Raw genomic sequence first — 16,004 nt, 5'->3', positions numbered from 1 at the left:
CCCGCACCCACAAGCAGCGACCCCCTGCAGACACGAACAGCCCCGCCGCCCGCCTTACCGCTCCATCCCCCGGTTCAACTGCCCCAACAACCGGGCAAGCTCCGAAACCTCCGCCGGATCCCAGTCCGCCAACCGCCCCGCATACCGCGCCCGCCGGGCCTCCCGAACCCGCCGCACCCGCTCCTGCCCCTCCCCCGTCAGCGCGATCAACCACGCCCGCCCATCCGCGGGATCCGGCTCCCGGACCACCAGCCCCAGCTCCTCCAGCGCCCGCAGCTGCCGCGACATCGTCGCCTTGCCGACCCCGATGTAGCCGGCCAGCTCGGTCGCCCGCTGCCGCCCGCACTCATCCAGACGGACCAGCAGCCCGTACGCGGACGGCTCCAGCTCCGGGTGCACGGCCCGGGACATCTCCCCCTGACTGGCCCGCGCCCGTCGCAGCAGCACCGTCAACTCACGCTCCAGCGCGAGGAATCCGGGCTGATCCACACCTCGCGCGGATGACGCGGACGCGCCCCGCTCCTCGCCGCCGTTCCCGTCTTCGTGCACGTTCGCCCCTGCTCAGGTTTCCGGTTCTGAAAGTTTCCCGCCAAGTGGCGACGTCGCCCCAGCTCCACCAGTATTTCGCAGGCGTAGACCATCGGCGGAGCGGCCACCCCGTCCCGTCGTGGTCCACGTACGCACTTTCCCCACCAGGCGATCAAGTGGCATGCCCACAACACGCCAGCAATGTGGCTCACATTCCGGGTTCGCCCCACCGACCTTTCGGAGATGCGTCATGCCTGTGCACAGATCCCGCATACGCGCGCTCGCGACCGCCGGCGCGGTCCTGCTCGCGCTGCTCTCCCTCCCCCACTCGGCCGGCGCGGCCGGCTCCTCCCCCAGCGCCCCTCCGCGCGGCTCCGCCCACATGGGTATGGGCGTGCTCGACCACGACGGGCAGCACGGCCTGCCCACCGCCCGCTCCACCCAGACGGAGGGCGTGGACGTCTCCAGCCACCAGGGCAACGTCGCCTGGACGACCCTGTGGAACAGCGGCGTCCGCTGGGCCTACGCCAAGGCCACGGAGGGCACGTACTACACCAACCCGTACCACTCGCAGCAGTACGGCGGCTCCTACGACGTCGGCATGATCCGCGGCGCCTACCACTTCGGCACGCCCGACACCGCGAGCGGCTCCGCCCAGGCCGACTACTTCGTCGCCCGCGGCGGCGCCTGGTCCGCCGACGGCCGCACCCTGCCGGGCGTGCTCGACATCGAGTGGAACCCGTACGGCGACGCCTGCTACGGCAAGTCGCAGAGCGCGATGGTGGGCTGGATCCGCGACTTCCTGGACCGGTACCGCGAGCGCACCGGCCGCAGCGCCGTCATCTACACGGCGACCAGCTGGTGGAAGCAGTGCACCGGCGACTACGCGGGCTTCGCCTCCACCACCCCGCTGTGGATCGCCCGGTACGCCTCCACCGCGGGCGAACTGCCGGCCGGCTGGAGCACGTACACGATGTGGCAGTACACCTCGACCGGCCCGACCGTCGGCGACCACGACCGCTTCAACGGCACCGTGGACCGCGTACGGGCCCTCGCGACCGGCTGATCCGGAGACGGGTGAGGCCCGGGCCTCCCTCACGGGACCCGGGCCCCACCCGTCCGATCGCGTCCGTCACACCGCGACCGGAACCTCCGGCGCCGCCCCGTTGGTGGCGGGCGACAGCGCCAGTTCCAGGACCTGCCGGACATCGGTGACGGCGTGGACGTCGAGCTTGTCCAGCACCTCCGCCGGGACGTCGTCCAGGTCGGGCTCGTTGCGCTTGGGGATGATCACCGTGGTGATCCCCGCGCGGTGCGCGGCGAGCAGCTTCTGCTTCACGCCGCCGATCGGCAGCACCCGCCCGGTGAGCGAGACCTCGCCGGTCATCGCCACATCGGTGCGGACCAGCCGGCCGGAGAGCAGCGAGGCCAGAGCGGTGGTCATGGTGACGCCCGCGCTCGGGCCGTCCTTGGGGACCGCGCCCGCCGGGAAGTGGATGTGCGCTCCCCGGTCCTTCAGGTCGCCCACCGGCAGCTCCAGCTCGGCGCCGTGACTGCGCAGGAAGCTCAGCGCGATCTGCGCCGACTCCTTCATCACGTCACCCAGCTGGCCGGTCAGGGTCAGCCCCGCCGCGCCCGTCTCCGGGTCGGCCAGCGACGCCTCCACATAGAGGACGTCACCGCCGGCGCCGGTCACGGCGAGCCCGGTGGCGACACCGGGAACGGCGGTACGGCGCTCGGCCGGGTCCTGGGCGGACTCGGGCACATGGTGCGGCCGTCCGATCAGGCCCCGCAGCTCGCCGTCCGTCACGGTGAAGGGCAGCTTCCGCTCCCCCAGTTCGTGCTGGGCCGCGACCTTGCGCAGCAGCCGCGCGATGGACCGCTCCAGGGTGCGCACGCCCGCCTCGCGCGTGTACTCGCCGGCCAGCCTGCGCAGCGCGCCCTCGTCGATCGTCACCTCGTCCTTGTCCAGGCCGGCCCGCTCCAGCTGGCGCGGGAGCAGGTGGTCACGGGCGATGACGACCTTCTCGTCCTCGGTGTAGCCGTCCAGGCGGACCAGCTCCATCCGGTCGAGCAGGGCCTCCGGGATGGCCTCCAGGACGTTGGCCGTCGCGAGGAAGACGACGTCGGACAGGTCGAGCTCGACCTCCAGGTAGTGGTCCCGGAAGGTGTGGTTCTGCGCCGGGTCGAGGACCTCGAGCAGGGCTGCGGCCGGGTCGCCCCGGAAGTCGGAGCCCACCTTGTCGATCTCGTCGAGCAGGACGACCGGGTTCATCGAACCGGCCTCCTTGATCGCCCGGACGATCCGGCCGGGCAGCGCGCCGACGTACGTACGGCGGTGGCCGCGGATCTCGGCCTCGTCGCGGACGCCGCCGAGGGCGACGCGCACGAACGTGCGGCCCATCGCGTGGGCGACGGACTCGCCGAGCGAGGTCTTGCCCACGCCGGGCGGGCCCACCAGGGCCAGTACGGCACCGCCGCGCCGGCCGCCGACCACGCCGAGCCCCCGGTCAACGCGCCGCTTGCGCACCGCCAGGTACTCGGTGATCCGCTCCTTCACGTCCTGCAGGCCCGCGTGCTCGGCGTCCAGGACGGACTGGGCGCCCTGGATGTCGTAGGCGTCCTCGGTGCGCTCGTTCCACGGCAGCTCCAGGACCGTGTCGAGCCAGGTGCGGATCCAGGAGCCCTCGGGCGACTGGTCGGAGGAGCGCTCCAGTTTGTCGACCTCCTTGAGCGCCGCCTCGCGGACCTTCTCCGGCAGGTCGGCGGCCTCGACGCGGGCCCGGTAGTCGTCGGACTCCTCGCCCTCCTGCTCGCCGCCCAGCTCGCGCAGTTCCTTGCGTACGGCTTCGAGCTGGCGGCGCAGCAGGAACTCGCGCTGCTGCTTGTCGACGCCCTCCTGGACGTCCTTGGCGATGGTCTCGGCGACGTCCTGCTCGGCGAGGTGGTCGCGCAGCTGCTGGGTGGCGAGCCTGAGGCGGGCCACCGGGTCGCCGGTCTCCAGCAGGGCGGACTTCTGCTCGGTGGTCAGGAACGGCGAGTAGCCGGAGTTGTCGGCGAGCGCGGAGACGTCCTCGATGGCCTGGACCCGGTCGACGACCTGCCAGGCACCGCGCTTGCGCAGCCACGCGGTGGCGAGCGCCTTGTACTCCTTCATCAGTTCGGTCACGTGTCCGGGCAGCGGCTCGGGCACGGTCTCGTCGATCCGGGTGCCCTCCACCCACAGCGCGGCGCCCGGCCCGGTGGTCCCGGCGCCGATACGGACGCGGCCCCGGCCGCGGATCAGGGCGCCCGGGTCGCCGTCGGCCAGCCTGCCCACCTGCTCGACCGTGCCCAGTACGCCGGTCCCGGCGTAGGTCCCGTCGACGCGTGGCACCAGCAGCACCTTCGGCTTCCCGGGCGCGGTGCCGGCGGCGGCCTGGGCGGCCTCCACCGCGGCGCGCACCTCGGAATCGCTCAGGTCCAGCGGAACCACCATCCCGGGCAGCACGACCTCGTCGTCGAGCGGCAGCACAGGCAGGGCGAGCGGTGCGGACTCAGTAGCCATGATCTCCCCTTCGGCAGTCAAGTTGAGCTATGCCGACTCAATGCAGGAGAGCCGCCGAATGTTCCCGAGGCCGCGTTCGCTCTGAGCGATCACCCCCGGGGGGTACATGAGGCCCCGGCCCGCCATGGAAGGGGAGCTGCCAGGATGAACACATGTCCACCCCGTACGGCATTCCCGAACCCCCCGAAGTCCTGGACCGTCGCGAGGGCCCGTACGGCGAGGTCGTGCTGCGCAGGCACGGTGGTCTGCTGCAGATCATCGCCAACGGCTGCTTCCTGATGGACACCTCCGACGGCCGCTCGGAGCGCCGGCTCGTCGATGTCGCGCTCGCCGCCCTCGGCCCGCGCGCGGCGGCGGCCCCGCACGTGCTGATCGGCGGTCTCGGGGTGGGCTTCTCGCTGGCGCACGCGGCCGGCCAGTCCCGCTGGGGACGGATCGCGGTGGTGGAACGCGAACCGGCCGTCATCGGATGGCACCGCGCGGGACCGCTCGCCGCGATCTCCGCGAAGGCGCTGGCCGATCCGCGCACGGAGATCGTCGAGGCGGACCTGGTCGGGTACCTCGATGAGACGTCGGACACGTTCGACGCGCTCTGCCTCGACATCGACAACGGGCCCGACTGGACCGTCACCGAGGACAACGAGGGCCTGTACGAGCCGTCCGGACTGGCGGCCTGCGCGCGGGTGTTGAGACCGGGCGGGGTACTCGCCGTATGGTCGGCCAAGCCCTCCCCGGAATTCGAAGAAACCTTGCGGAATGCCGGGTTCCAGGGGGTGCGTACCGATGAGGTCCCCGTTGCCCGGGGCGTTCCGGACGTCGTGCACATCGGCGTCCGCCCTGGATAGCAAAGCCGCGGTGACTCCCCGTACGCTGCTGCCCTGACGCGGATCATTCAAGCGTCAATAGCAGTGATGCGCAGACGACGGATCACCCCACGGATTCCGGAAAAAGCACACCTCAGGGGCGGGCGATGGAGCAGACACACACCTCCCACAACGGCACGGCCACGACCACCCCCGGCGCACAGCGCAGGGTCCTGGTGGTCGAGGACGACGCGACGATCGTGGACGCCATCGCGACTCGCCTCCGCGCCGAGGGATTCCTGGTGCAAACGGCGGGCGACGGCCCGTCCGCGGTGGACACGGCGGAGGCCTGGCAGCCCGATCTGCTGATCCTCGACATCATGCTGCCGGGCTTCGACGGCCTGGAGGTCTGCCGGCGCGTGCAGGCCCAGCGGCCGGTGCCGGTGATGATGCTCACCGCGCGCGACGACGAGACCGACATGCTGGTCGGGCTGGGCGTCGGCGCCGACGACTACATGACGAAGCCTTTCTCCATGCGGGAACTGGCGGCACGCGTGCACGTACTGCTGCGCCGCATGGAGCGGGCGGCCCTCGCGGCGACGACCCCGCGCAGCGGCATCCTGCGCCTGGGCGAGCTGGAGATCGACCACGCGCAGCGCAGGGTGCGGGTGCGCAGCGAGGACGTCCATCTGACGCCCACCGAGTTCGACCTCCTGGTGTGCCTGGCGAACACCCCGCGCGCGGTGCTCTCCCGGGAGCAGCTGCTGGCCGAGGTCTGGGACTGGGCGGACGCCTCCGGCACCCGCACGGTCGACAGCCACATCAAGGCGCTGCGCCGGAAGATCGGCGCCGAGCGCATCCGCACCGTGCACGGCGTGGGCTACGCCCTGGAGACGCCGACGCCATGAGCGACGGGCCGGCCGGACGCAGAGGCCCCGGGGCGCAGCCGCCCTGGGGCGGTGTACGCCCGTTCTCGATCAAGACCAAGCTGGGCGCGCTCGTCGTCGTGTCGGTCCTGATCACCACCGGCCTGTCGGTGATCGCCGTGCACACCGAGACGGAGCTGCGCTTCATCACGGTGTTCTCGATGATCGCCACGCTGCTGATCACCCAGTTCGTGGCGCACTCGCTCACCGCGCCGCTGGACGACATGAACGCCGTGGCCCGTTCCATCTCGCACGGCGACTACACCCGCCGGGTCCGCGAGAACCGCTGGGACGAGCTCGGCGACCTGGCCCAGACGATCAACGTCATGGCGGACGAGCTGGAGGCCCAGGACCGCCAGCGCAAGGAGCTGGTCGCCAACGTCTCGCACGAGCTGCGCACCCCCATCGCGGGTCTGCGCGCGGTGCTGGAGAACATCGTCGACGGCGTCACCGAGGCCGACCCCGAGACCATGCGTACGGCCCTCAAGCAGACCGAGCGGCTGGGCCGCCTCGTGGAGACCCTCCTGGACCTGTCCCGCCTGGACAACGGCGTGGTGCCGCTGAAGAAGCGGCGGTTCGAGGTGTGGCCGTATCTGTCGGGGGTGCTCAAGGAGGCCAACATGGTCTCCAGCGCCCGCGCGGGCATGGCCTCCGGCTCGGGCAGCCACACGCGTACGGACGTTCATCTGCACCTCGACGTGTCGCCGCCCGAGCTGGTCGCGCACGCCGACCCCGAGCGCATCCACCAGGTCGTCGCGAACCTGATCGACAACGCGGTCAAGCACAGCCCGCCGCACGGCCGGGTGACGGTCAGGGCGCGGGTCGGGGCGCAGCAGGGGTCGCTGGAGCTGGAGGTGCTGGACGAGGGGCCCGGCATTCCGCGGACCGAGTGGCACCGGGTCTTCGAGCGCTTCAACCGGGGCAACGTCAACCGGCCGCACGGGCCGGGCAGCGACGGCGGCACCGGACTGGGCCTGGCGATCGCCCGCTGGGCCGTCGATCTGCACGGCGGCCGGATCGGCGTGGCCGAATCCGAGCGGGGCTGCCGGATCCTCATCACTCTTCCGGAAGCCTCTTCCGTACCAAGTTGACGTAAAGTTCGAAGCGGAGCCGCAAGATCCATCCGTGTCCACCCTGACGGACACGTGTGATCAGGCAGAGGCCCGCGCGAGCTGAGCGCCGAGGCCCGGCGGAGTGATGCCTGACGCGGCCGGAAGAATCGAAACCACGGTTGTTTCCCGCCATTTCATGCCCCGAAACGCTTGCCGCAATGTGACTTACGCGACGATGAACGGGCCCGACCTGACCTTCTCGCTCTCGGGGGCGTAGCCTTTATTTCCGCTGTCCATCATCTTGCGAAGCGGAAGAGGGCGGTTGACGCCGTGTCGCCACAGTCCCCCAGTAACTCGAGCATCTCGACCGACACCGACCAAGCGGGCAAGAACCCCGCAGCGGCCTTCGGTGCCAACGAATGGCTCGTCGACGAGATCTACCAGCAGTACCTCCAGGACCCGAACTCGGTCGACCGAGCCTGGTGGGACTTCTTCGCCGACTACAAGCCGGGCGCGCCTGCCGCCTCGGCTCCGGCGGGTACCGCGGCCGCGGGGGCCGCGGGAACCTCCACCCCCACGGCCCAGCCGGCCACCCCGGCCCGGCCGGTCGCCCCGGCGCGGCCGGCGGCCGCGCAGCCCGCTGCCGCCGCTCAGCCGGCCGCCCAGGCTCCCGCCGCCCCGGCCCAGGCGCCTGCCGCGGCTCCGGCCCCGGCGAAGGCCGCCGCGCCCGCCGCCAAGCCGGCCGCCGCGAAGCCGAAGACCGAGCCCGCCGACGCGGCGAAGGCCGGCCCCGAGCAGGTCACCCTGCGCGGCCCGTCCGCCGCCGTGGTGAAGAACATGGACGCCTCCCTGGAGCTGCCCACGGCCACATCCGTGCGCGCGGTCCCGGTGAAGCTGCTGTTCGACAACCGCATCGTCATCAACAACCACCTCAAGCGGGCCCGGGGCGGGAAGATCTCCTTCACGCACCTCATCGGCTACGCGATGGTGCAGGCCATCAAGGCCATGCCGACGATGAACCACTCGTTCGCGCGCGTGGACGGCAAGCCGACCCTGGTGAAGCCGGAGCATGTCAACCTCGGTCTGGCCATCGACCTGGTGAAGCCCAACGGCGACCGCCAGCTGGTCGTCGCGGCCATCAAGAAGGCCGAGACGCTGAACTTCTTCGAGTTCTGGCAGGCCTACGAGGACATCGTCCGCCGCGCCCGCGACAACAAGCTGACGATGGACGACTTCACCGGTGTCACGGTCTCCCTGACCAACCCCGGCGGACTCGGCACCGTCCACTCCGTGCCGCGGCTGATGCCCGGCCAGTCGGTGATCATGGGCGTCGGCGCCATGGACTACCCGGCGGAGTTCCAGGGCACCTCCCAGGACACCCTGAACAAGCTCGGCATCTCCAAGGTCATGACGCTCACGTCGACCTACGACCACCGGGTGATCCAGGGCGCCGCCTCCGGCGAGTTCCTGCGCGCGGTGGCCAACCTGCTGCTCGGCGAGAAGAACTTCTACGACGAGATCTTCGAGGCGCTGCGCATCCCCTACGAGCCGGTCCGCTGGCTCAAGGACATCGACGCGTCCCACGACGACGACGTCACCAAGGCCGCCCGTGTCTTCGAGCTGATCCACTCCTACCGGGTCCGCGGCCACGTCATGGCCGACACCGACCCGCTGGAGTACCAGCAGCGCAAGCACCCCGACCTGGACATCACCGAGCACGGGCTCACCCTGTGGGACCTGGAGCGCGAGTTCGCGGTCGGCGGCTTCGCCGGCAAGACCCTGATGAAGCTGCGCGACATCCTCGGCGTGCTGCGCGACTCGTACTGCCGCACCACCGGTGTCGAGTTCATGCACATCCAGGATCCGAAGCAGCGCAAGTGGATCCAGGACCGCATCGAGCGCTCGCACACCAAGCCCGAGCGCGAGGAGCAGCTGCGCATCCTGCGCCGGCTGAACGCGGCGGAGGCCTTCGAGACCTTCCTGCAGACGAAGTACGTCGGCCAGAAGCGCTTCTCCCTGGAGGGCGGCGAGTCCGTCATCCCGCTGCTCGACGCGGTGCTGGACTCGGCCGCCGAGTCCCGCCTCGACGAGGTCGTCATCGGCATGGCCCACCGCGGCCGGCTGAACGTGCTGGCGAACGTGGTCGGCAAGTCGTACGCGCAGATCTTCCGCGAGTTCGAGGGCAACCTCGACCCGAAGTCGATGCACGGCTCCGGCGACGTGAAGTACCACCTGGGCGCCGAGGGCACCTTCACCGGGCTGGACGGCGAGCAGATCAAGGTCTCGCTGGTCGCCAACCCCTCCCACCTGGAGGCGGTCGACCCGGTCCTGGAGGGCGTCGCCCGCGCCAAGCAGGACATCATCGGCAAGGGCGGCACGGACTTCACCGTCCTGCCGGTGGCGATCCACGGCGACGCGGCCTTCGCGGGCCAGGGCGTGGTGGCCGAGACCCTGAACATGTCGCAGCTGCGCGGCTACCGCACCGGCGGCACGGTCCACGTCGTCATCAACAACCAGGTCGGTTTCACCGCCGCCCCGGAGTCGTCCCGCTCGTCGATGTACGCGACGGACGTGGCGCGGATGATCGAGGCCCCGATCTTCCATGTGAACGGCGACGACCCCGAGGCCTGCGTCCGCGTGGCGCGGCTCGCCTTCGAGTTCCGCCAGGCGTTCAACAAGGACGTGGTGATCGACCTCATCTGCTACCGCCGCCGCGGTCACAACGAGACCGACAACCCCGCCTTCACCCAGCCGCTGATGTACGACCTCATCGACAAGAAGCGCTCGGTGCGCAAGCTCTACACCGAGTCCCTCATCGGTCGCGGCGACATCACCCTGGAAGAGGCCGAGCAGGCGCTGCAGGACTACCAGGGCCAGCTGGAGAAGGTCTTCACGGAGGTCCGTGAGGCCACCTCGCAGCCGGCCACGGTCGAGACCTCGGACCCGCAGGCCGAGTTCCCGGTCGCCGTGAACACCGCGGTGACCACGGAGACCGTCAAGCGGATCGCCGAGTCCCAGGTCAACATCCCCGACCACATCACCGTCCACCCGCGGCTGCTGCCGCAGCTGCAGCGCCGGGCGACGATGGTCGAGGACGGCACCATCGACTGGGGCATGGGCGAGACCCTCGCCCTCGGCTCGCTGCTCCTGGAGGGCGTCCCGGTACGCCTCGCGGGCCAGGACTCCCAGCGCGGCACCTTCGGCCAGCGCCACGCGGTCATCATCGACCGCAGCACGGGCGAGGAGTACACGCCGCTGCAGTACCTCTCCGAGGACCAGTCGCGGCTGAACGTCTACAACTCCCTGCTGTCCGAGTACGCGGCGATGGGCTTCGAGTACGGCTACTCGCTGGCCCGCCCCGACGCGCTCGTGCTGTGGGAGGCGCAGTTCGGTGACTTCGTCAACGGCGCGCAGACGGTCGTGGACGAGTTCATCTCCTCGGCGGAGCAGAAGTGGGCCCAGACCTCCGGTGTGGTCCTGCTCCTCCCGCACGGCTACGAGGGCCAGGGCCCGGACCACTCCTCGGCTCGTCCGGAGCGGTTCCTGCAGCTCTGCGCCCAGAACAACATGACGGTCGCGATGCCGACGTCGCCGTCGAGCTACTTCCACCTCCTGCGGTGGCAGGCGCACAACCCGCACCACAAGCCGCTGGTCGTCTTCACCCCGAAGTCGATGCTGCGCCTGAAGGCCGCGGCGGCGAAGGCGGAGGAGTTCACCTCGGGCCAGTTCCGTCCGGTCATCGGCGACGACACGGTCGACCCGGCCGCGGTGAAGAAGGTCGTCTTCACGGCCGGCAAGGTCTACTACGACCTCGACGCCGAGCGGAAGAAGCGCGGCACGACGGACACGGCGATCATCCGCATCGAGCGCCTGTACCCCCTGCCGGGTGCCGAGCTCCAGGCGGAGATCAAGAAGTACCCGAACGCCGAGAAGTACCTGTGGGCCCAGGAGGAGCCGGCGAACCAGGGTGCCTGGCCGTTCATCGCGCTCAACCTGATCGACCACCTCGACCTGTCGGTCGGCGCGGACCTGCCGCACGACGAGCGTCTGCGCCGCATCTCGCGGCCGCACGGCTCGTCCCCCGCGGTCGGCTCCGCGAAGCGCCACCAGGCCGAGCAGGAGCAGCTGGTGCGCGAGGTCTTCGACGCGTAGCCTCTCCGGCCGTCCGTACGGGCCGCACCCCTCTCACGGGGGGTGCGGCCCGCCCGTTTTCCCGCACCTATCCTTGTCCTCATGTACTTCACGGACCGTGGCATCGAGGAACTGGAGAAGCGGCGCGGGGAGGAGGAGGTCACCTTCGAGTGGCTGGCCGAACAACTCCGCACCTTCGTCGACCTGAACCCCGACTTCGAGGTCCCGGTAGAACGCCTGGCCACCTGGCTCGCCCGCCTGGACGACGAGGACGACGAGGACTGACCCCCTCCCCGGACACCCACGGGCCGCCGCCCACCCTGCGCCCCGCGGGACAGCCCGCGGCCGGTCGCTGCCACCTCCCGCCAGGACGAGCAGAACGATGGCGGCCGAACGCCGGACAGCCACCCCCGCTCGACCAGCCACATCCGCCGCCCCGCCGACGGCCGCTACCGCCCGCCGACTCCCTCCGCGGAACAGTCCGTACCGCCCCCGTCGGCCGCCCTCCGCGGAACAGTCCGTACCGCCCCGTCGGCCGCCCTCCGAGGGCAGCCGCACCGCACCCCTCCGCGCCCGCTCCCAGCCGCTGCCGCACGACCGCCCTCCGCTGACAGCTCGCCGCCGTACCCCCGCATTTCCGCCCTCCGCCCTCCGCCCTCCGCCCTCCGCCCTCCGCTCTCCGCTCTCCGCTCTCCGCTCTCCGCTCTCCGCTCTCCGCCCTCCGCCCTCCGCCCTCCGCTCTCCGCTCTCCGCTCTCCGCGGGCAATCGTGCCGCAGGGCGGCACGGGTGGGCGCGACGGCACCCCGTAGGCGCCGGGCCGCGCGAACACCCCGCGCCCCGCACCCCGCACCCCGCACCCCGCACCCCGCACCCCGCACCCCACACCCCACACCCCGCACCCCGCACCCCACAGGCAACCGCGCCCCCGGGGCAACACAAGCGCGCCAGCACCCCGGGGGGCCCGGGCGGCCCAGCCCTCCCCCGGCCAACACCAGCAACGGCCCCGGCCCAGACACCCGACACAAACCCCCCGGTTCACCACATCGAGTGTCTTGACTTTCCCCTCCCGCGATATATCGTGAATCACGTACAGACGCGATATGCCGCGTCCCCAGCTGGAGGCCCCCATGACCGAGTGGACCGTCGCGCACCCCACAAAGCTCACCTTCGACACCCCCGTCACGGACCTCCACGTCCGCGTCGTCAACGGCACGGTGAACATCGTCGGCACCGACGCCCCCGAGGCCCACCTCCAGGTCTCCGACATAGACGGCCCGCCCCTCACCGTCACCCACCACAGCGGCACCCTCACGGTCGCCTACGAAGACCTCCCCTGGAAGGGCTTCCTCAAGTGGCTCGACCGCAAGGGCTGGCGCCGCAGCGCGGTGGTCTCCCTCGCCGTCCCCGCACAGACCCGCGTAGAGGTGGGCGTGGTCGGCGCCGCCGCCGTCCTCTCCGGCATCCAGGCCCGCGCCGCGGTGAAGGGGGTCGCCGGCGACACCACCCTCGTCGCCCTCTCCGGCCCGGTCCGTGCGGACACCGTGTCCGGCAGCGTGGAGGCCCAGTCCGTCACGGGCGACCTCCGCTTCGCCTCCGTCTCCGGCGACCTCACCGTCGTCGAGGGCTCCGGCTCCTCCGTACGGGCGGACACCGTCAGCGGATCGATGATCGTGGACCTCGACCCCGGCGGCCCCACCGACGTCCGGCTGACCAGCGTCTCGGGTGAAATAGCCATTCGCCTGCCGGACCCGGCCGACGCCGAGGTGGAGGCCAACACCGCGAGCGGCGCCATCTCCAACGCCTTCGACGACCTCCGGGTCCAGGGCCAGTGGGGCGCCCACAAGCTCACCGGCCGCCTGGGCACCGGCAGCGGCAAGCTGCGCGCCACCACCGTCTCGGGCTCCATCGCCCTGCTGCGCCGCCCGGCCGCGGCAGCCGGGGAGCCCGAACCGCGGCCCGGCTCGGGAGACAATGCCGGTACGACCGACAAGAAGGTGCTCTGACATGCCCCCCGTCTTCGCCCACGGACGCCTCCGCCTGTACCTGCTGAAGCTGCTGGACGAGGCCCCGCGCCACGGCTACGAGGTGATCCGCCTCCTGGAGGAGCGCTTCCAGGGGCTGTACGCGCCCTCGGCGGGCACGGTCTACCCGCGTCTGGCCAAGCTGGAGGCGGAGGGTCTGGTCACCCACACCACCGAGGGCGGCCGCAAGGTGTACTCCATCACCGACGCCGGCCGCGCCGAACTGGCCGACCGCAGCGGCGAACTGGCCGATCTGGAGCTGGAGATCCGGGAGTCCGTCGCCGAACTGGCCGCGGAGATCCGCGCCGACGTCAGCGGGGCGGCGGGCGATCTGCGCCGCGAGATGCGGGCCGCCGCCGGCCAGGCCCGCCAGAGCCGTACGGGCGGGGCGTCCGGCGCGGAGGAAGGCGCCTTCGGCGACTTCACGATGTTCGGCGACAAGGACGCCTGGCGCGCCGCCAAGGAGGAGATGCGCCGAGCCAAGCAGGAGTGGAAGGAACAGGCCCGGCGCGCCAAGGACGAGAGCCGCCGCTCCCGCGAGGAGGCCCAGCGCGCCCGCCGGCAGGCCAAGGAGGCGCAGGACAGGGCGCAAGAGGAGGTGCAGCGCATCGTGCGGCAGGTCCAGGAACAGGTACAGGGCCACTTCGCCCGGGGCGACTGGCCGACCGGACTGCGTGAGGGCCTGGGCGAACTGGCCAAGGAGATGAGCGAGTTCGGCAAGGACTTCGCCTTCGGCCGCACAGGCACGGGTAGCCCCGGCTCAGGAAGCCCCGGCACCGGAACCTCCGGCAAGACGTCCGAGCCGTCGTACTCCCACACCCCCGAGGACTTCCCCGCCGACTACACCCCGACCTGGGCGCACGAGGACGCCGCGGAGTCCACCGGCGACCCGGCCCGTGACCTGGACCGGCTGCTGGACCGCTTCCGGGACGACATCCGGGACGCGGCCCGCGACCAGGGAGTCACCGCCGCCCAGCTCCGCGACGCCCGCCGCCATCTGTCCACGGCGGCGGCCCACATCGGGGTGATACTCCGCGCCCCGCACGCGGGGCCGCCCACCGGGAAGGGCTGATCCGGCGTCAGCCCGCCTTGGCGTCGCCGCTCCCGTACAGCACGCGGGTGACGGACTCGTAGGTCACACCGTGGTCGGCGAGGACCTCGGCGGGCACCCCGGGGCGGGCGGTGAGGGCGAGCAGGATGTGCTCGTCGCCGATATGACGGTCCCTGCGGGCCACGGCGACCCGCAGGGCCCCTTCGAGTACGTCCTTGGCGCCCCGGCCGAAGCTGCGGCGCCCCGACCACCAGCCCTTCTCCCCGCGGTCGCCGGACATCGCCCCGACGCCATGGGTTTCCTCCACCCTGGCGACGATCTCCGAGACGTCGATCCCCAGTCCGGCGAGGGCGTCGGACTCGGCCCGCGACAGACCGGCCCGGCGCCGGGCCTCGTCCAGCGCCCGCCGTACGGACTCCCCCCGCTCGTCCACACCGAGCGCCGCCAGCGCGAAGGACGCGCGGCTCGCCCGGCGTTCCAGCAGGGCCCGCAGGAGATGCTCGGCGTCGACGGTCCCCGTCTGCGTCCCGTCGACGTACTCGACCGCCCCCTTCACCACCTCACGGGCGTCCTTCGTGAACCGCTCGAACATCAATGCCTCCCGTACTTCTTGTGCACGGCCTGCCTGCTGACCCCGAGTTCGGTCGCGATCTCCTGCCACGACCAGCCCTGATGGCGCGCGTTGCGCACCTGCACGGTCTCCAGTTGCTCCAGCAGCCGGCGCAGGGCGGCGACGGCCCGCAGGCCGACCCGTGGGTCACGGTCGCCCGCGCGCTCGGCGAGGTCGGTTGCCTCAGTCATGATGTCAACGTAAGTTGACGGGGTACGGCATGTCAACCCCAGTTGACATGCCGACGGCCGGCCCGGAGACCCGGACCGGCCGTGCAGGCCTTCTCAGCCCCTCCGTCAGGGAGTGGTGAGCACGATCTTGCCGAACTGCCCGCCGGACTCCATCCGTTCGAAGCCCTCCCGTGCCCGGTCCAGGGGCAGCACCTCGTCGATGACGGGACGTACGCCCGTGGCGGCGCAGAAGGAGAGGAGATCCTCCAGCTCGTCCTTGGTGCCCATGGTCGACCCGACGACCTTGAGCTCCAGGAAGAAGATCCGGGTCAGCTCGGCGTGCGAGGGCCGGTCACCGCTGGTGGCGCCGGAGATCACCAGCGTGCCGCCGGGACGCAGCGACTTCACCGAGTGGGACCAGGTGGCGGCGCCCACGGTCTCGATGACTGCGTCGACCCGCTGTGGCAGCCTCGCCCCGGTCTCCACGGCCTCCACGGCCCCGAGTTCGAGCGAGCGCTTGCGCTTGGCCTCGTCCCGGCTGGTGGCGAAGACCCGTAGCCCCGCCGCCTTGCCGAGCACGATCGCGGCGGTGGCGACGCCACCTCCGGCCCCCTGCACCAGCACCGAATCCCCGGGCCGTACCCCGGCGTTGGTGAACAGCATCCGGTACGCGGTCAGCCAGGCGGTCGGCAGACAGGCGGCCTCCTCAAAGGAGAGCTCCTTCGGTTTGGGCAGAAGGTTCCAGGTGGGCACGGCGACCTGCTCGGCGAAGGTGCCCGGGTAGCGCTCGGTGAGGATGGACCGGGGCTCGCGGGGACCCACCCCGTGCCCGCTCTGGCCGATCACGGAGTGCAGGACGACCTCGTTGCCGTCCTCGTCGACGCCTGCGGCGTCGCAGCCGAGGATCATCGGCAGCTTGTCCTCCGCGAGGCCGACGCCCCGCAGGGACCAGAGGTCATGGTGGTTGAGGGAGGCGGCCTTGACCGTGACGGTGCTCCAGCCGGGCCGGGACTCGGGAGCGGGACGCTCTCCCGACTCCAGACCCGTGAGCGGCTGGTCGCGGTCGATTCGGGCGGCGTAGACGGCGAACATGACCTTGACGATAGGTTCCCCGCCCCGCCGAAGGAACCAGGCCCCGCTGTGAGACACGCCCTCTTGCCACCG

Annotated in this window: 13 protein-coding genes; 8 read left to right on the top strand and 5 right to left on the bottom strand. The window is 71.4% G+C overall.

Going from position 1 to position 16,004, the window contains the following annotated elements; translation table 11 throughout:
- Positions 1-54: 54 nt before the first annotated feature.
- Positions 55-549, bottom strand: coding sequence for a MarR family winged helix-turn-helix transcriptional regulator (locus tag ACGFR9_RS07310; protein WP_393203774.1), 495 nt, complete (start codon positions 547-549; stop codon positions 55-57).
- A gap of 229 nt (positions 550-778) precedes the next feature.
- Between ACGFR9_RS07310 and ACGFR9_RS07305 the strand changes: the two genes are divergently transcribed.
- Entirely contained in the window at positions 779-1,594 is an 816-nt protein-coding gene (locus ACGFR9_RS07305) for a lysozyme (RefSeq protein WP_393203772.1), read from the top strand.
- Positions 1,595-1,660: 66 nt separating this feature from the next.
- Here ACGFR9_RS07305 and lon read toward each other — a convergent pair whose 3' ends face one another.
- Positions 1,661-4,075: an endopeptidase La gene (gene lon, locus ACGFR9_RS07300; RefSeq protein WP_393203770.1), complete on the bottom strand. Its 2,415-nt coding sequence runs from the start codon at positions 4,073-4,075 to the stop codon at positions 1,661-1,663.
- Between the two features lie 152 nt (positions 4,076-4,227).
- On the opposite strand from lon, the gene ACGFR9_RS07295 reads away from it, so the two are divergent.
- The 7 genes from ACGFR9_RS07295 to ACGFR9_RS07265 all read left to right on the top strand — a co-directional run bounded on the left by ACGFR9_RS07295 (position 4,228) and on the right by ACGFR9_RS07265 (position 14,081).
- A complete protein-coding gene (locus ACGFR9_RS07295; protein WP_393203768.1) occupies positions 4,228-4,920 on the top strand; it encodes a spermidine synthase in 693 nt (230 codons plus the stop codon).
- Positions 4,921-5,045: 125 nt separating this feature from the next.
- Positions 5,046-5,786: a response regulator transcription factor gene (locus tag ACGFR9_RS07290; protein ID WP_030223674.1), complete on the top strand. Its 741-nt coding sequence runs from the start codon at positions 5,046-5,048 to the stop codon at positions 5,784-5,786.
- Positions 5,783-6,895 (top strand): sensor histidine kinase, encoded by a 1,113-nt coding sequence (locus tag ACGFR9_RS07285; RefSeq protein WP_393203766.1) that lies wholly within the window; start codon positions 5,783-5,785, stop codon positions 6,893-6,895. The genes ACGFR9_RS07290 and ACGFR9_RS07285 overlap by 4 nt, the downstream gene beginning before the upstream one ends.
- 291 nt (positions 6,896-7,186) lie before the next feature.
- Positions 7,187-11,008, top strand: a complete 3,822-nt coding sequence (locus ACGFR9_RS07280) for a multifunctional oxoglutarate decarboxylase/oxoglutarate dehydrogenase thiamine pyrophosphate-binding subunit/dihydrolipoyllysine-residue succinyltransferase subunit (RefSeq protein ID WP_393203764.1) — start codon at positions 7,187-7,189, stop codon at positions 11,006-11,008.
- 81 nt (positions 11,009-11,089) lie between these two features.
- Positions 11,090-11,272, top strand: a complete 183-nt coding sequence (locus ACGFR9_RS07275; protein WP_018535226.1) for a DUF6104 family protein — start codon at positions 11,090-11,092, stop codon at positions 11,270-11,272.
- 843 nt (positions 11,273-12,115) lie between these two features.
- Positions 12,116-12,991: a DUF4097 domain-containing protein gene (locus tag ACGFR9_RS07270; RefSeq protein WP_393204022.1), complete on the top strand. Its 876-nt coding sequence runs from the start codon at positions 12,116-12,118 to the stop codon at positions 12,989-12,991.
- A 1-nt stretch (position 12,992) separates the two neighbouring features.
- Entirely contained in the window at positions 12,993-14,081 is a 1,089-nt protein-coding gene (locus tag ACGFR9_RS07265) for a helix-turn-helix transcriptional regulator (RefSeq protein WP_393203762.1), read from the top strand.
- A gap of 7 nt (positions 14,082-14,088) precedes the next feature.
- Here the strand turns inward: ACGFR9_RS07265 and ACGFR9_RS07260 are convergent, their stop codons facing one another.
- The 3 genes from ACGFR9_RS07260 to ACGFR9_RS07250 all read right to left on the bottom strand — a co-directional run bounded on the left by ACGFR9_RS07260 (position 14,089) and on the right by ACGFR9_RS07250 (position 15,932).
- On the bottom strand, positions 14,089-14,652 hold the full coding sequence (locus tag ACGFR9_RS07260) for a Clp protease N-terminal domain-containing protein (RefSeq protein WP_393203760.1): 564 nt from the start codon (positions 14,650-14,652) through the stop codon (positions 14,089-14,091).
- Positions 14,652-14,861, bottom strand: coding sequence for an HTH domain-containing protein (locus tag ACGFR9_RS07255; protein WP_030219802.1), 210 nt, complete (start codon positions 14,859-14,861; stop codon positions 14,652-14,654). The genes ACGFR9_RS07260 and ACGFR9_RS07255 overlap by 1 nt, the downstream gene beginning before the upstream one ends.
- Positions 14,862-14,966: 105 nt before the next feature.
- On the bottom strand, positions 14,967-15,932 hold the full coding sequence (locus ACGFR9_RS07250) for a zinc-binding dehydrogenase (RefSeq protein ID WP_393203758.1): 966 nt from the start codon (positions 15,930-15,932) through the stop codon (positions 14,967-14,969).
- Positions 15,933-16,004 lie beyond the last annotated feature (72 nt).

This window comes from Streptomyces sp. NPDC048584, assembly GCF_043199595.1.
Classification (GTDB): Bacteria; Actinomycetota; Actinomycetes; order Streptomycetales; family Streptomycetaceae; genus Streptomyces; species Streptomyces edwardsiae.
The sequence above is the reverse complement of the archived record's forward strand: the minus strand, read 5'-3'. Positions and strand labels throughout refer to the sequence as shown.